This window comes from Burkholderia sp. HI2500, from assembly GCF_002223055.1.
Taxonomy (GTDB): Bacteria; Pseudomonadota; Gammaproteobacteria; order Burkholderiales; family Burkholderiaceae; genus Burkholderia.
This window is the reverse complement of the sequence record NZ_NKFL01000005.1, coordinates 513,640-529,162: the sequence shown is the minus strand read 5'-3', so window position 1 is coordinate 529,162 and position 15,523 is coordinate 513,640. Positions and strand designations below refer to the sequence as shown.

General features: G+C 67.7%; 14 protein-coding genes. 8 read left to right on the top strand and 6 right to left on the bottom strand.

What is annotated here, in order from left to right; genetic code table 11:
- The first annotated feature begins 48 nt into the window (after positions 1-48).
- Positions 49-816 (top strand): enoyl-CoA hydratase, encoded by a 768-nt coding sequence (locus tag CFB45_RS15340; protein WP_089426299.1) that lies wholly within the window; start codon positions 49-51, stop codon positions 814-816.
- Positions 817-875: 59 nt separating this feature from the next.
- Here CFB45_RS15340 and fdhD read toward each other — a convergent pair whose 3' ends face one another.
- A complete protein-coding gene (gene fdhD, locus CFB45_RS15335) occupies positions 876-1,718 on the bottom strand; it encodes a formate dehydrogenase accessory sulfurtransferase FdhD (protein WP_373558412.1) in 843 nt (280 codons plus the stop codon).
- A gap of 117 nt (positions 1,719-1,835) precedes the next feature.
- Between fdhD and CFB45_RS15330 the strand changes: the two genes are divergently transcribed.
- Entirely contained in the window at positions 1,836-2,318 is a 483-nt protein-coding gene (locus CFB45_RS15330; protein ID WP_089426298.1) for a nitrate reductase associated protein, read from the top strand.
- Positions 2,319-2,362: 44 nt separating this feature from the next.
- Here CFB45_RS15330 and CFB45_RS15325 read toward each other — a convergent pair whose 3' ends face one another.
- Complete coding sequence (locus CFB45_RS15325) at positions 2,363-2,758, bottom strand: acyl-CoA thioesterase (protein WP_041492954.1); 396 nt, start codon at positions 2,756-2,758, stop codon at positions 2,363-2,365.
- A 175-nt stretch (positions 2,759-2,933) separates the two neighbouring features.
- Between CFB45_RS15325 and CFB45_RS15315 the strand changes: the two genes are divergently transcribed.
- On the top strand, positions 2,934-4,805 hold the full coding sequence (locus CFB45_RS15315; RefSeq protein ID WP_046546241.1) for an ABCB family ABC transporter ATP-binding protein/permease: 1,872 nt from the start codon (positions 2,934-2,936) through the stop codon (positions 4,803-4,805).
- A gap of 190 nt (positions 4,806-4,995) precedes the next feature.
- Here the strand turns inward: CFB45_RS15315 and murU are convergent, their stop codons facing one another.
- Positions 4,996-5,715, bottom strand: coding sequence for an N-acetylmuramate alpha-1-phosphate uridylyltransferase MurU (gene murU / locus CFB45_RS15310; protein ID WP_089426296.1), 720 nt, complete (start codon positions 5,713-5,715; stop codon positions 4,996-4,998).
- A 31-nt stretch (positions 5,716-5,746) separates the two neighbouring features.
- Positions 5,747-6,796, bottom strand: coding sequence for an aminoglycoside phosphotransferase family protein (locus CFB45_RS15305; RefSeq protein ID WP_089426295.1), 1,050 nt, complete (start codon positions 6,794-6,796; stop codon positions 5,747-5,749).
- A 223-nt stretch (positions 6,797-7,019) separates the two neighbouring features.
- Here CFB45_RS15305 and CFB45_RS15300 point away from each other — a divergent pair, with 223 nt between their 5' ends.
- Genes CFB45_RS15300 through rsmA form a run of 4 tightly spaced genes read left to right on the top strand, consistent with a single transcriptional unit; the run spans position 7,020 to position 12,668 of the window.
- Positions 7,020-9,380, top strand: a complete 2,361-nt coding sequence (locus tag CFB45_RS15300; protein ID WP_089426294.1) for an LPS-assembly protein LptD — start codon at positions 7,020-7,022, stop codon at positions 9,378-9,380.
- 51 nt (positions 9,381-9,431) lie between these two features.
- The gene (locus CFB45_RS15295) at positions 9,432-10,790 is read left to right on the top strand and encodes a peptidylprolyl isomerase (protein WP_089426293.1); all 1,359 of its coding nucleotides are present in this window, start codon (positions 9,432-9,434) and stop codon (positions 10,788-10,790) included.
- Between the two features lie 11 nt (positions 10,791-10,801).
- Positions 10,802-11,791 carry a 4-hydroxythreonine-4-phosphate dehydrogenase PdxA gene (gene pdxA, locus CFB45_RS15290; RefSeq protein WP_089426292.1) on the top strand — a complete coding sequence of 330 codons (990 nt, stop codon included), beginning with the start codon at positions 10,802-10,804 and terminating at the stop codon, positions 11,789-11,791.
- 49 nt (positions 11,792-11,840) lie between these two features.
- Positions 11,841-12,668 (top strand): 16S rRNA (adenine(1518)-N(6)/adenine(1519)-N(6))-dimethyltransferase RsmA, encoded by an 828-nt coding sequence (gene rsmA / locus CFB45_RS15285; RefSeq protein ID WP_047852199.1) that lies wholly within the window; start codon positions 11,841-11,843, stop codon positions 12,666-12,668.
- Positions 12,669-12,763: 95 nt separating this feature from the next.
- Here rsmA and CFB45_RS15280 read toward each other — a convergent pair whose 3' ends face one another.
- Positions 12,764-13,699, bottom strand: coding sequence for a DMT family transporter (locus tag CFB45_RS15280; protein WP_089426291.1), 936 nt, complete (start codon positions 13,697-13,699; stop codon positions 12,764-12,766).
- Positions 13,700-14,094: 395 nt separating this feature from the next.
- Between CFB45_RS15280 and gloA the strand changes: the two genes are divergently transcribed.
- Entirely contained in the window at positions 14,095-14,484 is a 390-nt protein-coding gene (gloA, locus tag CFB45_RS15275) for a lactoylglutathione lyase (RefSeq protein ID WP_089426290.1), read from the top strand.
- A 113-nt stretch (positions 14,485-14,597) separates the two neighbouring features.
- Here the strand turns inward: gloA and CFB45_RS15270 are convergent, their stop codons facing one another.
- On the bottom strand, positions 14,598-15,485 hold the full coding sequence (locus tag CFB45_RS15270) for a M48 family metallopeptidase (protein WP_089426289.1): 888 nt from the start codon (positions 15,483-15,485) through the stop codon (positions 14,598-14,600).
- Between the last annotated feature and the right edge of the window lie 38 nt (positions 15,486-15,523).

Here is a 15,523-nt window from a genome sequence, read left to right as displayed (position 1 = left end):
GCGCACCGTTTTTTTCATTCCGATAGAGGAAAGTCAAAGGAGACGGTTGTGGCCGAAATTCAAGTGGAACGCGCCGATGGCGTGATGACGATCACGATCGCGCGCCCGGCGAAGAAGAACGCGCTGACGGCGGCGATGTACCAGACGATGGCCGACGCCCTCGCCGAAGCGCAGGAAGACAAGGCGGTTCGCGTGATCCTGCTGCGCGGTGGCGACGGCAATTTCACCTCGGGGAACGATCTCGAGGATTTCCTGAAGTCGCCGCCGAAGGACGACACCGCGCCGGTGTTCCAGTTTCTCGCACGGATCAGCAGCGCGAGCAAGCCGATCGTGGCCGCGGTGCCGGGCCTGGCGATCGGCGTCGGCGTGACGATGCTGCTGCACTGCGATCTGGTCTACGCGGCCGACACCGCGACGTTCTCGCTGCCGTTCACGCAGCTCGGGCTGTGCCCGGAAGCCGCGTCGAGCGCGCTGCTGCCGCGTCTGGCCGGCCATCAGGTCGCGGCCGAGAAGCTGCTGCTCGGCGAAGCGTTCGACGCGCTGGAAGCGCACCGGATCGGCATCGTCAACCGCGTGCTGCCGGCGGCCGAGCTCGACGCGTTCGCGGCGAAGCAGGCGGCAAAGCTCGCGGCGCTGCCGGCGGCATCGCTGCGTGTGACGAAGGCGCTGCTGAAGGATACGGGCGGGGTGGCGACGCAGGCGCGGATGGCAGAGGAAGCGGGTCACTTCGCTACGATGCTGCGCGCGCCGGAAGCGCGCGAGGCGATGACGGCGTTCTTTGAGAAGCGCAAGCCGGATTTCCGTCAGTTCGACTGACCGTCTGACGGAGCAGGGCGCGCCGGCGGTGGACAGCCGGCGCGCTCCCGCGATCGCGATCAGGCCGTGCCGTAGTCGACGTGGCCGGTTTCGCGGCAGAAGCTGACGAGCCGCAAGCCGGCCGCTTTCGCGATCTCGATCGCGAGCGACGACGGCGCGGAGATCGTCGCCACCATCGGGATGCCGACCCGTGCGGCCTTGCGCACGAGCTCGTAGCTCGCGCGGCTCGACAGGAACACGAAGCCGTCGGTCGCGTCGGCGCGCGACAGCACGAGCGAGCCGATCAGCTTGTCGAGTGCGTTGTGGCGGCCGACGTCCTCGAATGCCATCCGGATCGCGCCTGTTGCGTCGCACCACGCGGCCGCATGCAGGCCTCCCGTGAGCCGCGTGAGCGCCTGGTGAACCGGCAGCGCCTGCGCCGCACGCGTCAGCGCGTCGGGGGCGAGGCGTGCGAGAAAGCCCGTATCGGGCACGCGTTCGGGCGCGAGGTCGAGCAGGTCGATGCTTTCGATCCCGCAGACGCCGCAGCCGGTACGCCCCGCGAGCGCACGTCGCCGGTCCTTCAGCGCGGCGAACGCCTGCTGGACGACCTCCAGGTGGACTTCCGCATGCGGCAGCGGCGCGTCGGCGTTCAGGATCACCTCGATGTCCTTGATGTCGCTGCCGCGCGCGACGATCCCTTCCGAGATCGCGAAACCGACCGCGAATGCTTCGAGGTCGCACGGCGTACACATCATCACCGCATGCGAGATACCGTTGAAGACGAGTGCGACGGGCCATTCCTGGCCGACGTAGTCGTGTGCGGTTTCGACGGCGCCGCCGCGCGTGCGGCGCACGGACAGTTCGATCGCGCCGCGCGGTTCGTCGCGCAGGTCGCCGGATTCGGTCGGATTCACGAGCACTCCCGTTGATTCGGCGCGCGGGGCCGGCGGCAATCGTATCCGCCACCCGCGCGCAGAGGTTCTAAAATACCCCAGGCAAGCCGGCCGCGCCGGTATCCGCCACATCAGGTAACGATCATGGGACTCAGCGACGCTCCACTGCTATTCGCCTTCGAACACGCTTCGTCGGAAAACTTCACGTACATCCCGATGATCGTGCGTTTCAATCTCGACCGTTTCGGTCTGCGGATCTCATTGGAGCAGTGGCAGTTGCTGCCGCTCGAGGACCGCAAGCTGCTCGCGCGCTTTCCGGCCGACGAGGACACCGCGATCGAGCCCAACTTCGATCACGCGCTGTTCGAAATGCTGCGTACGCACGCGGACCTGGAGCCCTCGTGGTTCCAGCCGGACGAGCAGCCGGCCTGGCGCGCCACCGACATCGTGCCGGAGTCGCTCGTGCAGCAGAGCGCGCTGGCCGGGCTGATGGCGCCCGAGCTCGCGCAGTGGCAGCGGCTCGCGCCGTTCCAGCGCTACGTGCTGGTGAAGCTGTCGCGCAAGCCGAAGCTGAACCACGATTTCCTGCCCGCGATGCGGGAGTTCGGGCTGACGGCCACGCACTGAGGTGGCCGAAGGCAGGGAAAGCGCCGCCGTGCGGCGCTCGCCCGTCAGAGCGGCGGCAGTTGCCGCGGCTTGCGGTCAGTGCCGGTCGCGACGTAGGTGAGCGTCGCTTCGGTGACCTTCACGACTTCACCCATCAGGCGCATGCGCTGCGCGTACACCTCGACGTCGACCGTGATCGACGTGTTGCCGGTACGCGTGATGGTCGCGTAGAAGCTCAGCAGATCGCCGACGAACACCGGCTGCTTGAACACGAACGAATTGACCGCGACCGTCGCGACGCGACCGTTCGCGCGCTGGCTCGCGGGGATCGAGCCGGCGATGTCGACCTGCGACATGATCCAGCCGCCGAATACGTCTCCGTGGACGTTCGCGTCGTGCGGTTGCGGGACGACGCGCAGCGCGGGCTGCTTTTGCGGGAGTTCGAGGGTCGAATCGGTCATGGCGGGGGCTTTCATCCTGTAATAATTACGCCGCCGCGCGCAGGCCGGCCGGCGAGGGCGCCGGCAGCGGCGCGAGGCGGCTTCTGCGACAATACAACGTTCGCAAATTGTACGAGAAAGTGAGCGAGCCGGCCGCCGATGCATGTGTCCGGCACCGCCGCCGATCCTTCCCCCCATGCGCCGATTTCCTGCTTCCGGCGAGCCCGCGCCGGCTTCGACCGGGCCCCGCAACGACTGGCAAACCATCCGGTCGCTGCTGCCGTACCTGACCACCTACAAATGGCGCGTCGCGCTCGCGCTCGGCTGCCTGATCGGCGCGAAGGTCGCGAACCTCGGTGTGCCGGTCGTGATGAAGCGCATCGTCGACCACCTGTCCTACGTCCAGCAGATCACCGCGATCGGCCGCGCCGAACAGTCGGCCGGCATCGTGCTCGCGGGCGGCGTGGGGCTGCTGGTCGTCGCGTATGCGCTCGTGCGGCTGTCCACTTCACTGTTTACCGAACTGCGCGAGATCCTGTTCTCGAAGGTCACCGAGAGCGCGGTGCGCCAGCTCGCGTTGCAGGTGTTCCGGCACCTGCACGGGCTGTCGCTGCGGTTTCACCTGGAGCGCCAGACCGGCGGCATGTCGCGCGACATCGAGCGCGGCACGCGCGGCATCCAGCAGCTGATTTCGTATTCGCTGTACAGCATCCTGCCGACGCTCGTCGAGGTCGGGCTCGTGCTCGGCTTCTTCGTGGTCAAGTACGAGGCCTATTACGCGTACGTGACGTTCGCGGCGCTGGTCACCTACATCGTGTTCACGGTGAAGGTCACCAACTGGCGCACGCATTTCCGCCGCACGATGAACGAACTCGATTCGCGCGCGAACTCGCGGGCGATCGATTCGTTGATCAACTACGAGACGGTCAAGTATTTCGGCAACGAGGAGTGGGAAGCGCAGCGCTACGACGAGAACCTGAAGCGCTACCGGAAGGCCGCGATCCGTTCGCAGAATTCGCTGTCGGTGCTGAACTTCGGCCAGCAGGCGATCATCGGCACGGGGCTCGTGTTCATCCTGTGGCGCGCGACGCAGGGCGTGCTCGCGGGCAAGCTGACGCTCGGCGACCTGGTGCTGATCAACACGTTCATGCTGCAGCTGTACATTCCGCTCAACTTTCTCGGTGTCGTCTATCGCGAGCTGAAGCAGAGCCTGACCGACATGGATCGCATGTTCGGGCTGCTGTCGGCCGCGAAGGAAGTGGCCGATTTGCCCGATGCGCGGCCGCTCGCGGTGGCCGGCGCGCAGGTGCGCTTCGAGCACGTGAATTTCGCGTACGAGCCGGCGCGGCAGATCCTGCACGACGTGTCGTTCACGATCGATGCGGGCACGACGACCGCGGTGGTCGGCCACAGCGGCTCCGGGAAGTCGACACTGTCGCGGCTGCTGTTCCGCTTCTACGATCTCGACCGGCAGGCGGGCGGCGCGATCCGGATCGACGGCCAGGACATCCGCGACGTCACGCAGGACTCGCTGCGCGCGTCGATCGGGATCGTGCCGCAGGACACCGTGCTGTTCAACGACTCGATCTACTACAACATCGCGTACGGCCGGCCGACCGCGACCCGCGACGAGGTGATCGCGGCCGCGCGTGCTGCGCACATTCACGATTTCATCGAAAGTTTGCCGAAGGGTTATGACACGCCGGTCGGCGAGCGCGGGCTGAAGTTGTCGGGCGGCGAGAAGCAGCGCGTCGCGATCGCGCGCACGCTGTTGAAGAACCCGCCGGTGCTGCTGTTCGACGAAGCGACGTCGGCGCTCGATTCGCGCTCGGAGCGCGCGATCCAGCACGAACTCGACCAGATCGCGCGGCATCGCACGACGCTCGTGATCGCGCACCGGCTGTCGACGGTCGTGCACGCGCAGCAGATCCTGGTGATGGACCACGGGCGGATCGTCGAGCGCGGCACGCACGACGAACTCGTGCGCGCCGACGGGTTGTATGCGCAGATGTGGGCGCTGCAGCAGCAGCGCGCGGCGGCGGGCGGGGAAGAGGCGGAAGCCGCGTGAGCGGCGGGGCGGCGCGCGGGGCAGGACGGGGCACGTTTGATGGGCGGGAGTCGGGCCGGCATGGTGGCCCGACAGGCGCCCGGGCCCTCTGGTCAGCCAGGCCGACGCGGCCAGTTCGCCGGTCAGCCAGCTAGCCAGCCAGTCAGCTAACCGGCCGTTTGATCAATCAGCGCGAGGGCCCGTCAGCCGGTCACTTCGCGGCGCGCAGCCGCGCATCCAGATCGCCGAGCTGCGCGGGCGTGCCGACGTTCTCCCAGATACCTTCATACAGTTCGCCGCTCGCGCGGCCGGCCTCGATCGCCGCGCGATAGTACGGCGTCAGCGCGCGCCGCGTGCCGGGCGCGAGATCGCGGAACATCCGCGTGTCGTACAGGCCGATGTTGCCGAACGTGAAGCGCGCGGCGCCGTCGAGCGCAAGGCGGCCGTCGTCGCCGAGCGCGAAGTCGCCGGCCGGATGGAACGGCGGGTTCGGCACCATCACGAGGTGCATCGCCGGCGTGTCGAGTGTGGCCATCCGGGCGGCGCGCGGCGCGAGCGACCGGTAGTCGAACGCGCAGTAGACGTCGCCGCTGACCGCCGCGAACACGGCCGGCTGCCCGTTGCGCTCGAGCAGCGGCAACGCCTGTGCGATGCCGCCGGCCGTTTCCAGCGCGTCGCCTTCGGCCGAATACACGAGCCGCACGCCCCAGCGCGAACCGTCGCCCAGCGCAGCCTCGATCTGCTCGCCGAGCCACGCGTGGTTGATCACGATCGTCTCGATGCCCGCGCGGGCGAGCGCCTCGATCTGCCACACGATCAGCGGCTTGCCGCCCGCTTCGAGCAGCGGCTTCGGGCGGGTGTCGGTGAGCGGGCGCATCCGTTCGCCGCGCCCGGCGGCGAAGATCATCGCCGTGGTCAGGGTGTTGCTCATGTTCGGCCGGGTGTCAGGAGAGTCGGAACGATCAGAACGTATAGCCCACGTCGGCCGGTGCGTTGCCCTCGAGCTCGTCGAGCAGCTTCGCGAACGGCACGAGCGGGCGATAGCGCAGCGCGACCTTGCGCGCATACGCGATGAAGCGCGGCAGGTCGTTCAGGTAATGCGGCTTGCCGTCGCGGTAATTGATACGCGCGAACAGGCCGAGCACCTTGATGTGGCGCTGCAGCCCCATCCATTCGAGCTGGCGGTAGAACTCGCCGAAATCGGGGTCGACCGGCAGGCCGGCCTTTTTCGCCTTTTCCCAGTAGTACGCGAAGCAGTCGAGCTCGAACTCCTCGTCCCAGCTGATGAAGGCGTCGCGCAGCAGCGACACGACGTCGTACGTCAGCGGCCCGTAGACGGCATCCTGGAAATCGAGGATGCCCGGGTTCGGCTCGCACACCATCAGGTTGCGCGGCATGAAATCGCGCAGCATGAAACCCTGCGGCTGTGCGTGCGCGCTGGCGACCAGCAGCGCGAAGGTGCGGTCGAGCGTGCCGCGCATCGCGTCGGTGACCGGCTTGCCGAGGTGGCGGCCGACGAACCATTCGGGCATCAGCTCCATCTCGCGGCGCAGGAACGCCTCGTCGAACGGCGGCAGCACGTCGGGCTTCGACGTGAGCTGGAAGCGGATCAGCGCGTCGAGCGCGGCGCGCATCAGCGGTTTTGCGGCGGCCGGGTCGGCCGGATCGAGCACCGAGATGTATGACGTGCGGCCGAGATCGGTCACGAGCATGAATCCCGCGTCGAAATCGTGGGCCAGCACGTCCGGCACGTGGTCGCCGGCTGCGGCGAGCAGTTGCGCGACCTGGACGAATTCACGGCACTTTTCGGGCGGCGGCGCGTCGACGGCGATCAGCGTGCCGCCGGCGCTCGTGGCCGACGCGACACGGAAATAGCGGCGGAAACTGGCGTCCGACGACGCGGGCGCGAGGGTCGACAGGTCGAGCGCGTAGCGTTCGGCGAGCGGGTGCAGCCACGCGGTGAGCGCGTCGAGGCGGGCGTCGGGCTGGGATGCGGCGGATGGGGGCGTCATGAAACTCGGCGGAGGGGGGAACGTCTTGCCATATAATACCCCACGACTTTTTTGACGCGCCCCGCGTCAGCTTTCCGCCGTGCAGGCCCGCCGCCTGTCGCGCGGTCGCCCGAACGCCTCCCCGGTTTGCGCTCAGCCGCAGTCGCGGTGCGACGGTGCGGCCTGCCGCGCGCGCATGTGCCGCGACGGCGCGGTTGACAAGGGGCGATTCGCCAAACGATAGATGCCGCCCAAACCGCTATTCCCGAATGTTTTCCCCGGTGACGGGGCGCCGCGCAAACGGCGGCTCGCGCTCGCGCTCCTGGCCGTGCCCGGCCTCGTGCCGGCCGTGTCGTACGCGCAGCTGTCGGGCGCGGCCGCGCAGCCGCAGCCGCTCGACTCGCCGTGGGATCTGCGTCTCGCGCCCCAGCTCGAGGATCATCCGCTGAAGGACGGCGCGAAACCGGCCGCCTTCGTGATCGCCGACCACACGAGCGGCACGGCCGAGCAGGATCTCGCCGCGAAGGGTTCGGCCGAGCTGCGGCGCGGTGACGCCGTCGTGAAGGCCGACGCGATCCACTACGATCAGGATACCGACATGGCCGATGCGTACGGCCAGGTCAGGATCAACAATGCCGGCACGTCGTTCGCGGGCCCCGAGGCGCACCTGAAGATCGAGGCGAACCAGGGCTTCATGACGGCGCCGAAGTATCACTTCAACGTGACGGGTGGCTCGGGCAGCGCGGAACGCGTCGACATGGTCGACAACGAGCGCTCGGTGTTCGTCAACGGCACCTACACCGCGTGCCAGTGCTCGACGAACCCCGCGTGGTACATCAAGGGCAGCCGGTTCGACTTCGATACGGGCGCCGACGAAGGCACCGCGCGCAACGGCGTGCTGTTCTTCCAGGGCGTGCCGATCTTCGCGAGCCCGTGGATGACGTTCCCGCTGTCGGGCGAGCGGCGCAGCGGCCTGCTGCCGCCGACGTTCTCGATGGACTCGAAGAATGGCTTCGAGTTGACGCTGCCGTACTACTTCAACATCGCGCCGAATCGCGACCTGACGCTCACGCCGCGCATCATCTCGCGGCGCGGCGTGATGGCCGAGGCGACGTTCCGCTACCTGTCGCCGTCGTATTCGGGCACGTTTACGGCCAATTACCTGCCGGATGACCGGCTCGCGCACCGCAACCGCTACGCGATCTACTGGCAGCACCAGCAGAATTTCGGCGGCGGCTTCGGCGGCTACGTCTACTACAACAAGGTCTCGGACAACACGTATCCCGAAGACCTCGGGTCGGCGAACCAGTTCATCAACGGCACGCAGACGCTGTACCAGCAGGAAGCCGGTGTCACGTACAACAACGGCCCGTGGTCGGTGCTCGCGCGCTACCAGCACTGGCAGACGCTGCCGCCGTCGATCGCGCCGTACAGCCGCGAGCCGCAGTTGAACGTGAAGTACACGAAGTACAACGTCGGCGGCTTCGACTTCGGCGCGGAAGCCGACTATTCGCGGTTCCGCATCACGACGGCCGATGCGACGGAAGGCGACCGGATCGTCTTCAATCCGTACATTGCGTACGGCGTGTACGGCCCCGGCTACTTCGTCGTGCCGAAGGTCCAGTACCACTTCGCGTCGTACGACCTGAACTACCTGTCGTCGACCACGCCGAACAGCCCGAAGCGCTTCACCGAGTCGATCCCGACCGTGAGCTTCGATACGGGGCTGATCTTCGACCGCTCGGTGCGCCTGTTCGGCCAGGACTTCATCCAGACCCTCGAGCCGCGCCTGTACTACGTGTACACGCCGTATCGCGACCAGTCGAATGCACCGCTGTTCGACACCGCGGAGTCGGACTTCGGCCTCGCGGAGATCTACCAGCCGAACACGTTCGTCGGCAACGACCGGATCGCCGATGCGAACCGGATCACGGCCGGCCTCACGTCGCGCTTCATCGATCCGCGCACCGGCGACGAGCGTGCGCGTTTCGTGATCGCGCAGCAGTACTATTTCGCCGATCAGCGTGTCACGCTGAATTCCGGGCAGTCCGCCGTGCAGGCGCGTCACTCCGACCTGATCGTCGGCGCCGCGCTGAAGCTCGGCTCGGGCTTCATGTCGGAGACGGCGTTCCAGTACAACCAGAACAACAACCAGCTCGTGAAGTCGAGCGTCGGTTTCGGCTACAGCCCGGGCGAGCGCCGCGTGATCAACGTCGGTTACCGCTACACGCGATCGAACACCACGCTCGACAACCAGCCGATCAACCAGTTCCTGGTGTCCGCGCAATGGCCGCTCACGCGCCGCCTGTATGCGATCGGCCGCTTCAACTACGACCTCGCCGGCGATCGCGTGGTCGACGGTCTGGTCGGCTTACAATACGACGCGGACTGCTGGGCGCTCGGGGTCGGGGTGCAACGGGCGGCGAACGGCATCAATTCGTCGGGACAGCAGAGTTCGTCGACGCGAGTCATGATGCAGCTGACGCTCAAGGGCCTGTCGACCGTCGACAACGGCCTCGTGTCGGCGTTCCGCGCCGGGGTGCCGGGCTACACGCCGCTGCCGCCGCCGCCGCCGCCGATGTCCCGCTTCAGCAACTACGAGTAACGCCGGCTTGTCTGCACCGGTCAGCACGATTTCAATGGAGTTCCAGTGGCAATGAAGAAAACCCTTCGTTTCGCGGCAGTCGTGTCCAGCCTCGCTGCGGCCTCCGCGCTGCTCGCCGCCGCGCCGGCCACGGCGCAGGCGCTCGGTTCGCAAGGTGCGCAGCTCGCCGACGAAGTCGTCGCGGTCGTCAACAACGACGTGATCACGGGCCGCGAACTCGACCAGCGTGCCGGCCTGATCGCGCGCCGGCTGCAGCAGCAGAACGCACCGGTGCCGCCGACCGACCAGTTGCGCGCGCAGGTGCTGAACCAGATGGTGCTCGAGCGTATCCAGGTGCAGAAGGCCAAGGACGACGGGATCCGCATCGACGATGCGACCGTGCAGGCCACGCTGCAGCGTCTCGCGCAGGCGAACGGCATGACGCTCGAGCAGTACCGCGCGCGTCTCGAGGCGCAAGGCGTGCCCTGGAGCATCTTCACGAGCGACGCGCGTACCGAACTGATGCTGTCGAAGCTGCGCGAGCGCGAGGTCGACGGCAAGATCACCGTGTCGGACGCCGAGGTCGCGAACTACATCGCGAGCCAGCGCGGGCCGAGTGCGTCGCAACAGCAGGACCTGCGCTTCCAGCACATCTTCATCAAGGCGCCGACCAACGCGCCGCAGGCCGACATCGAAGCCGCGCAGAAGAAGGCTGACGCGCTGCTGCAGCAGGCGAAGTCGGGCGCTGATTTCGAGAAGCTCGCGAAGAACAATTCGGAAGCGAACGACGCGAAGAAGGGCGGCGACCTCGGCTTCAAGGCGCCGAGCGCGCTGCCGGCCGACGTCGTCGACGCCGCATCGAAGCTGCGCCCGGGCCAGGTCAACCCGACGCTGATCCGCGTGCCGGACGGCTTCGAGATCGTGCGCCTCGTCGATCGTCGCCAGAGCCAGGGCGCGTCCGCCGCGGCACCGAAGATCGTCCAGACGCACGTACGCCACATCCTGTTGCGCGTGGGCGAAGGCAAGTCGGAAGGCCAGGCGCGCCAGCAACTGGCCGACATCCGCAACCAGGTCGAGGCCGGCGGCGATTTCGCGAAGTTCGCGCGCACCTACTCGCAGGACGGTTCGGCGTCGCAAGGCGGCGATCTCGGCTGGATCAGCCCGGGCGAGACCGTGCCGGAATTCGAGCGCGCGATGAACAACCTGCAGGACGGCCAGGTCAGCCAGCCGATCCGTACCGAGTACGGCTATCACCTGATCCAGGTGCTGAGCCGCCGCGAAGCGGAAGGCTCGGTGCAGCAGCAGATGGATATCGCGCGTCAGGCGATCGGCCAGCGCAAGGCCGAGCAGGCGTATGCCGACTGGCTGCGCGAGCTGCGCGATTCGTCGTACGTGCAGTACAAGATCGGCGGCGTCGGCCCGGCGAACTGAGCGAGCTTCAGATGACCGCACCCGCGCTGCAGATCGCGATCACGACTGGCGAACCCGCGGGGGTCGGCCCGGAGTTGACCGTGCAGGCGCTGCGTGATGCCGCGCAGCGCTGGCCCGATGCGCATTTCACCGTGCTCGGCGATGCGGCGCTGCTCGATGCGCGCGCGGCGGCCGTCGGCGCCGACCGGGCCACGCTGGCCGGCAGCGGGCCGGTGTCGGTCGCGCATCACGCGCTCGCCGTGCCCGTGCAGGCGGGCAAGCTGGACGCCGCGAACGGCCCGTACGTGCTCGGGTTGCTCGACGCGGCGATCGACGGTGCGCTGGCAGGCCGGTACGATGCGATCGTCACCGCGCCGCTGCAGAAGAGCACCATCAACGATGCGGGCGTGCCGTTCACCGGCCATACCGAATACCTGGCGGAGCGCACGCATACGCCGCGGGTCGTGATGATGCTGGCCGGTACCGGCCACCAGCCGCTGCGCGTCGCGCTCGCGACCACGCACCTGCCGCTGAAGGACGTGTCCGCCGCACTCACGGTCGACGGGCTCGTCGAGACACTCGCGATCATCGATCGCGACCTGCGGCGCGACTTTGGTCTCGCCGCACCGCGCATTCTCGTGACGGGCCTGAACCCGCACGCGGGCGAGAACGGCTATCTCGGCCGCGAGGAGATCGACGTGATCTCGCCGGCGCTGGCCCGCGCGAACGCGCAGGGCATCGACGCGCGCGGCCCGTATCCGGCCGACACGCTGTTCCAGCCGCGCCATCTCGCGGACGCCGATTGCGTGCTCGCGATGTTCCATGACCAGGGCCTGCCCGTGCTGAAGTATGCGACGTTCGGCGAGGGCATCAACGTGACGCTCGGGCTGCCGATCATCCGGACGTCGGTCGATCACGGCACGGCACTCGATCTGGCCGGCACCGGCCGTGCGGATCCGGGCAGCATGATCGCCGCGCTCGACACGGCCGTCACGATGGCGCGTCATCGCCGCACGGCCTGACGCGGCCCGGCTTCACCTCTTTCGTCGTATTTTTCGTTTTACTCAGTCGATGTCGAACAGCAGACAGCACCAAGGCCATTTCGCGCGCAAGCGCTTCGGGCAGAACTTCCTCGTCGATCACGGCGTGATCGACTCGATCGTCTCGACGATCGGCCCCGCGCGCGGCCAGCGCATGGTCGAGATCGGCCCCGGACTCGGCGCGCTGACCGAGCCGCTGATCGAGCGCCTCGCGACGCCCGAGTCGCCGCTGCATGCGGTCGAGCTCGACCGCGACCTGATCGGGCGCCTGCAGCAACGCTTCGGCGCGCTGCTCGAACTGCATGCCGGCGACGCGCTCGCGTTCGACTTCCGGTCGCTCGCGGCGCCCGGCGACAAGCCGTCGCTGCGGATCGTCGGCAACCTGCCGTACAACATTTCCAGCCCGCTGCTGTTTCACCTGATGACGTTCGCCGATGCGGTCATCGACCAGCATTTCATGTTGCAGAACGAAGTCGTCGAGCGGATGGTCGCGGAGCCGGGCACGAAGGCGTTTTCGCGTCTGTCGGTGATGCTGCAGTACCGCTACGTGATGGAGAAGATGCTCGACGTGCCGCCGGAATCGTTCCAGCCGCCGCCGAAGGTCGATTCGGCGATCGTCCGGATGATTCCGTACGAACCGCATGAACTGCCGGACGTCGATCCCGTGCTGCTCGGCGAAATCGTCACCGCCGCGTTCTCGCAGCGCCGCAAGATGCTGCGCAATACGCTCGGCGACTATCGCGAGACGATCGATTTCGACGCGCTCGGCTTCGATCTCGCACGTCGTGCGGAGGATGTGAGCGTGGCCGAATACGTCGGCGTCGCGCAGGCGCTCGCGGCGGTGCGCAAGGCCGGTTGAGGCCGGTCACGCGAGCCGGACCGGATGGGAACAAGAGGCTGCCCTGCGAGGCAGCCTTTTTTATTGCGTGGGTGCGCGCGTGCTGCGCCGGGTCGTCAAGCCCGCCGGCGCGGCGGCGCGTTGACGAGCGCGATGCCGGTCAGCACGAGCGCGGCCGCGGACATGAAGCGCCAGCCGACCGATTCGCCGAGCAGCAGCACGCCGAACGCGACGCCGAACAGCGGCGACAGGAACGTGAAGACGGACAGCCGCGACGCACTGTAGCGCGTCAGCAGCCAGAACCACGACAGGTAGCTGACGAACGCGACGATCACCGACTGGTATGCGAGGCTTGCCACCGCAACCGGCGTGACGTGCGCAAACGACATCTGGCCGAACAGGGCGGCAAGCGCGACCAGCACGACCGCCGATACCGCGAGCTGGTAGAACAGCGTCTTGCTTGCACTCGCCCGCGCGAGCGCCGTCGAGCGCACGACGACCGTCGTCGCGGCCCACATCGCGCCGCCGAGGATCCCGAGCGCGTCGCCGGCGAGCCCGGCCAGCACCGATGCGCCGGGTGCGCGCGGTTTCAGGAAGCCGTCCGCGAATGCGAGCGCGATGCCGGCGAATGCCAGGCCGACGCCGGCCCACTGCGTGCGCTGCAGCCGTTCGCCCGGGGCGAACAGGTGCAGGCCGAGCGCGGTGAAGCAGGGCGCTGTGTACAGGAAGATCGCCATGTGCGACGCACTCGTCAGCGTCAGCCCGAAGAACACGCAGATGAATTCGCCGGCGAACAGTGCCCCGGCCGCGAGGCCCGCGCCGAACGTGCCGTCCGCCTGGAACAGCGGCGTACCGCGCGAGCGGGCCCAGCCCCACAGCAGCACCGCCGCGATCACCGAGCGCAGCCCGGCCTGGAACATCGGCGCAATCGCGGCGTTCGTGCTCTTGATCGCGACCTGCTGGAAGCCCCAGATCGCGCACAGCAGCAGCATCAGGCCGACGGCGCGCGTGTCGAGCGCGCGACGCATGGGGACGGCGGCGAGCGTGGTCATCGGCGAACCTCGCCGGTTCGGCGCGGCGGCTGCAAGGTCGGGAGGGTGGCGCATCCGGCGCGCTCGAATCGGCGGTTTCGCACGGCAGTGTGGCTGTCTCGGGGAAGGAGTGGTCGCGTTCGGGCAGTGGGTCGCATGCCCGTTTTTGGTGCGAGGTGGAAGGATGTTACCCGATCGGCGCAGTAGCCGGGCGAGCCGGATCGTGCCGTTTTACGCCGTCGTGCTCGCGCCGGTTGGCGACGATGGGCCATATCGGCCGCGTTCGGGCGAGGCGCCTTCTGCTGGTCGCTCCTGGATGGCCGCGGCCAGGCGCCCCCGGCTAGGCGCCCCCGGCGAAATTCACCCGACTCTGGTAGAGTTCCCGGTTCTGGAAAGTCCCCACAGGAGTACAACACATGCGATTGCTGCATACGATGCTGCGAGTCGGCGATCTCGACCGCTCGATCAAGTTCTACACCGAATTGCTCGGCATGAAGGTGCTGCGCCGCGACGACTATCCGGAAGGCAAGTTCACGCTCGCATTCGTCGGCTACGGCGATGAAAGCGACAACACGGTGATCGAGCTGACCCATAACTGGGATACGCCGGCCTACGATCTCGGCAACGGCTTCGGCCACCTCGCGCTCGAAGTCGACGATGCGTACAAGGCCTGCGAGCAGATCAAGGCGCAAGGCGGCAAGGTCACGCGCGAAGCGGGCCCGATGAAGCACGGCACGACCGTGATCGCGTTCGTCGAGGATCCGGACGGCTACAAGATCGAGTTCATCCAGAAGAAGGCTCAGTGAGCGTCGGATGAGCGGACTGCAGCGTGCGATGTGCGCCGCGGCAGCAAAAAAGGGCGATGCGGGGTGATCCGCATCGCCCTTTTCCGTTGGCGGAGACGCCGACGCCGTGCGCATCAGAGCGACGGCAGCAACTCGGGCGGGTGATGCTTGAGCGTATGCCGCGCTTCGCGGAACTCGGGGAAGATCGATTCGACGGTCTGCCAGAAGGCCGGGCTGTGGTTCATTTCGCGCAGGTGCGACAGCTCGTGCGCGACGACGTAGTCGATGATCGACATCGGGAAATGGATCAGCCGCCAGTTCAGCCGGATCTTGCCGTCGCTCGAGCAGCTGCCCCAGCGCGTCGCGGCCGACGACAGCGCGTACATCGAATACGTGACCCCGAGTTTCTCTGCGTAGACCGCGAGGCGTTCGCCGAAGATTCGCTTCGCTTCGCCCTGCAGCCAGCCCTGCACGCGATCCTTGATCTGCTGCATGTCGGCCTGCACGGACAGCGGCAGCGAGAGCCGCAGAGCATCGACATCGAACGCGACGGCGCCCGCGCCAAGCGCGATCGTCACCGTCTTGCCGAGATAGGGAAGCGCCGCGCCGTCGCGCCAGTCGATCTGCGGCAGCGCGCGCTGCTCGGTGCGCGTCTTCCACTCCGCGAGCTTCGCGAAGATCCAGCGCTGTTTCTCGGAGATCGCGGCTTCGATGTCGGCGAGGGTGACCCAGCGCGGCGCGGTGATCGACAGCCCGCTGCCGTCGATCGTGAAGCCGATCGTGCGGCGCGCGGAGCGCTTCAGGCGGTATTCGAGCACGCGGCTGTCGAGTGCGAACGTGCGCACGCGCGAGCGGTCGGGTGCCGGGCCTGGATCGAGGGGCGCCGCGGGTGCCGCTTCGGGCGGCGCCGGCGGCGTGGCGGGCGCCGACGGTGCGGCGGCCGGCCCGTCGAAGAGCGGCAGGTCCATCTGGCGATGATCGAGGGCCACGACGGCAGGCCGTGGCCGCGGACGCTGTTTCATCAGTTCGCTTCTTTTTGTCGTACGCAACGGCTGCAACC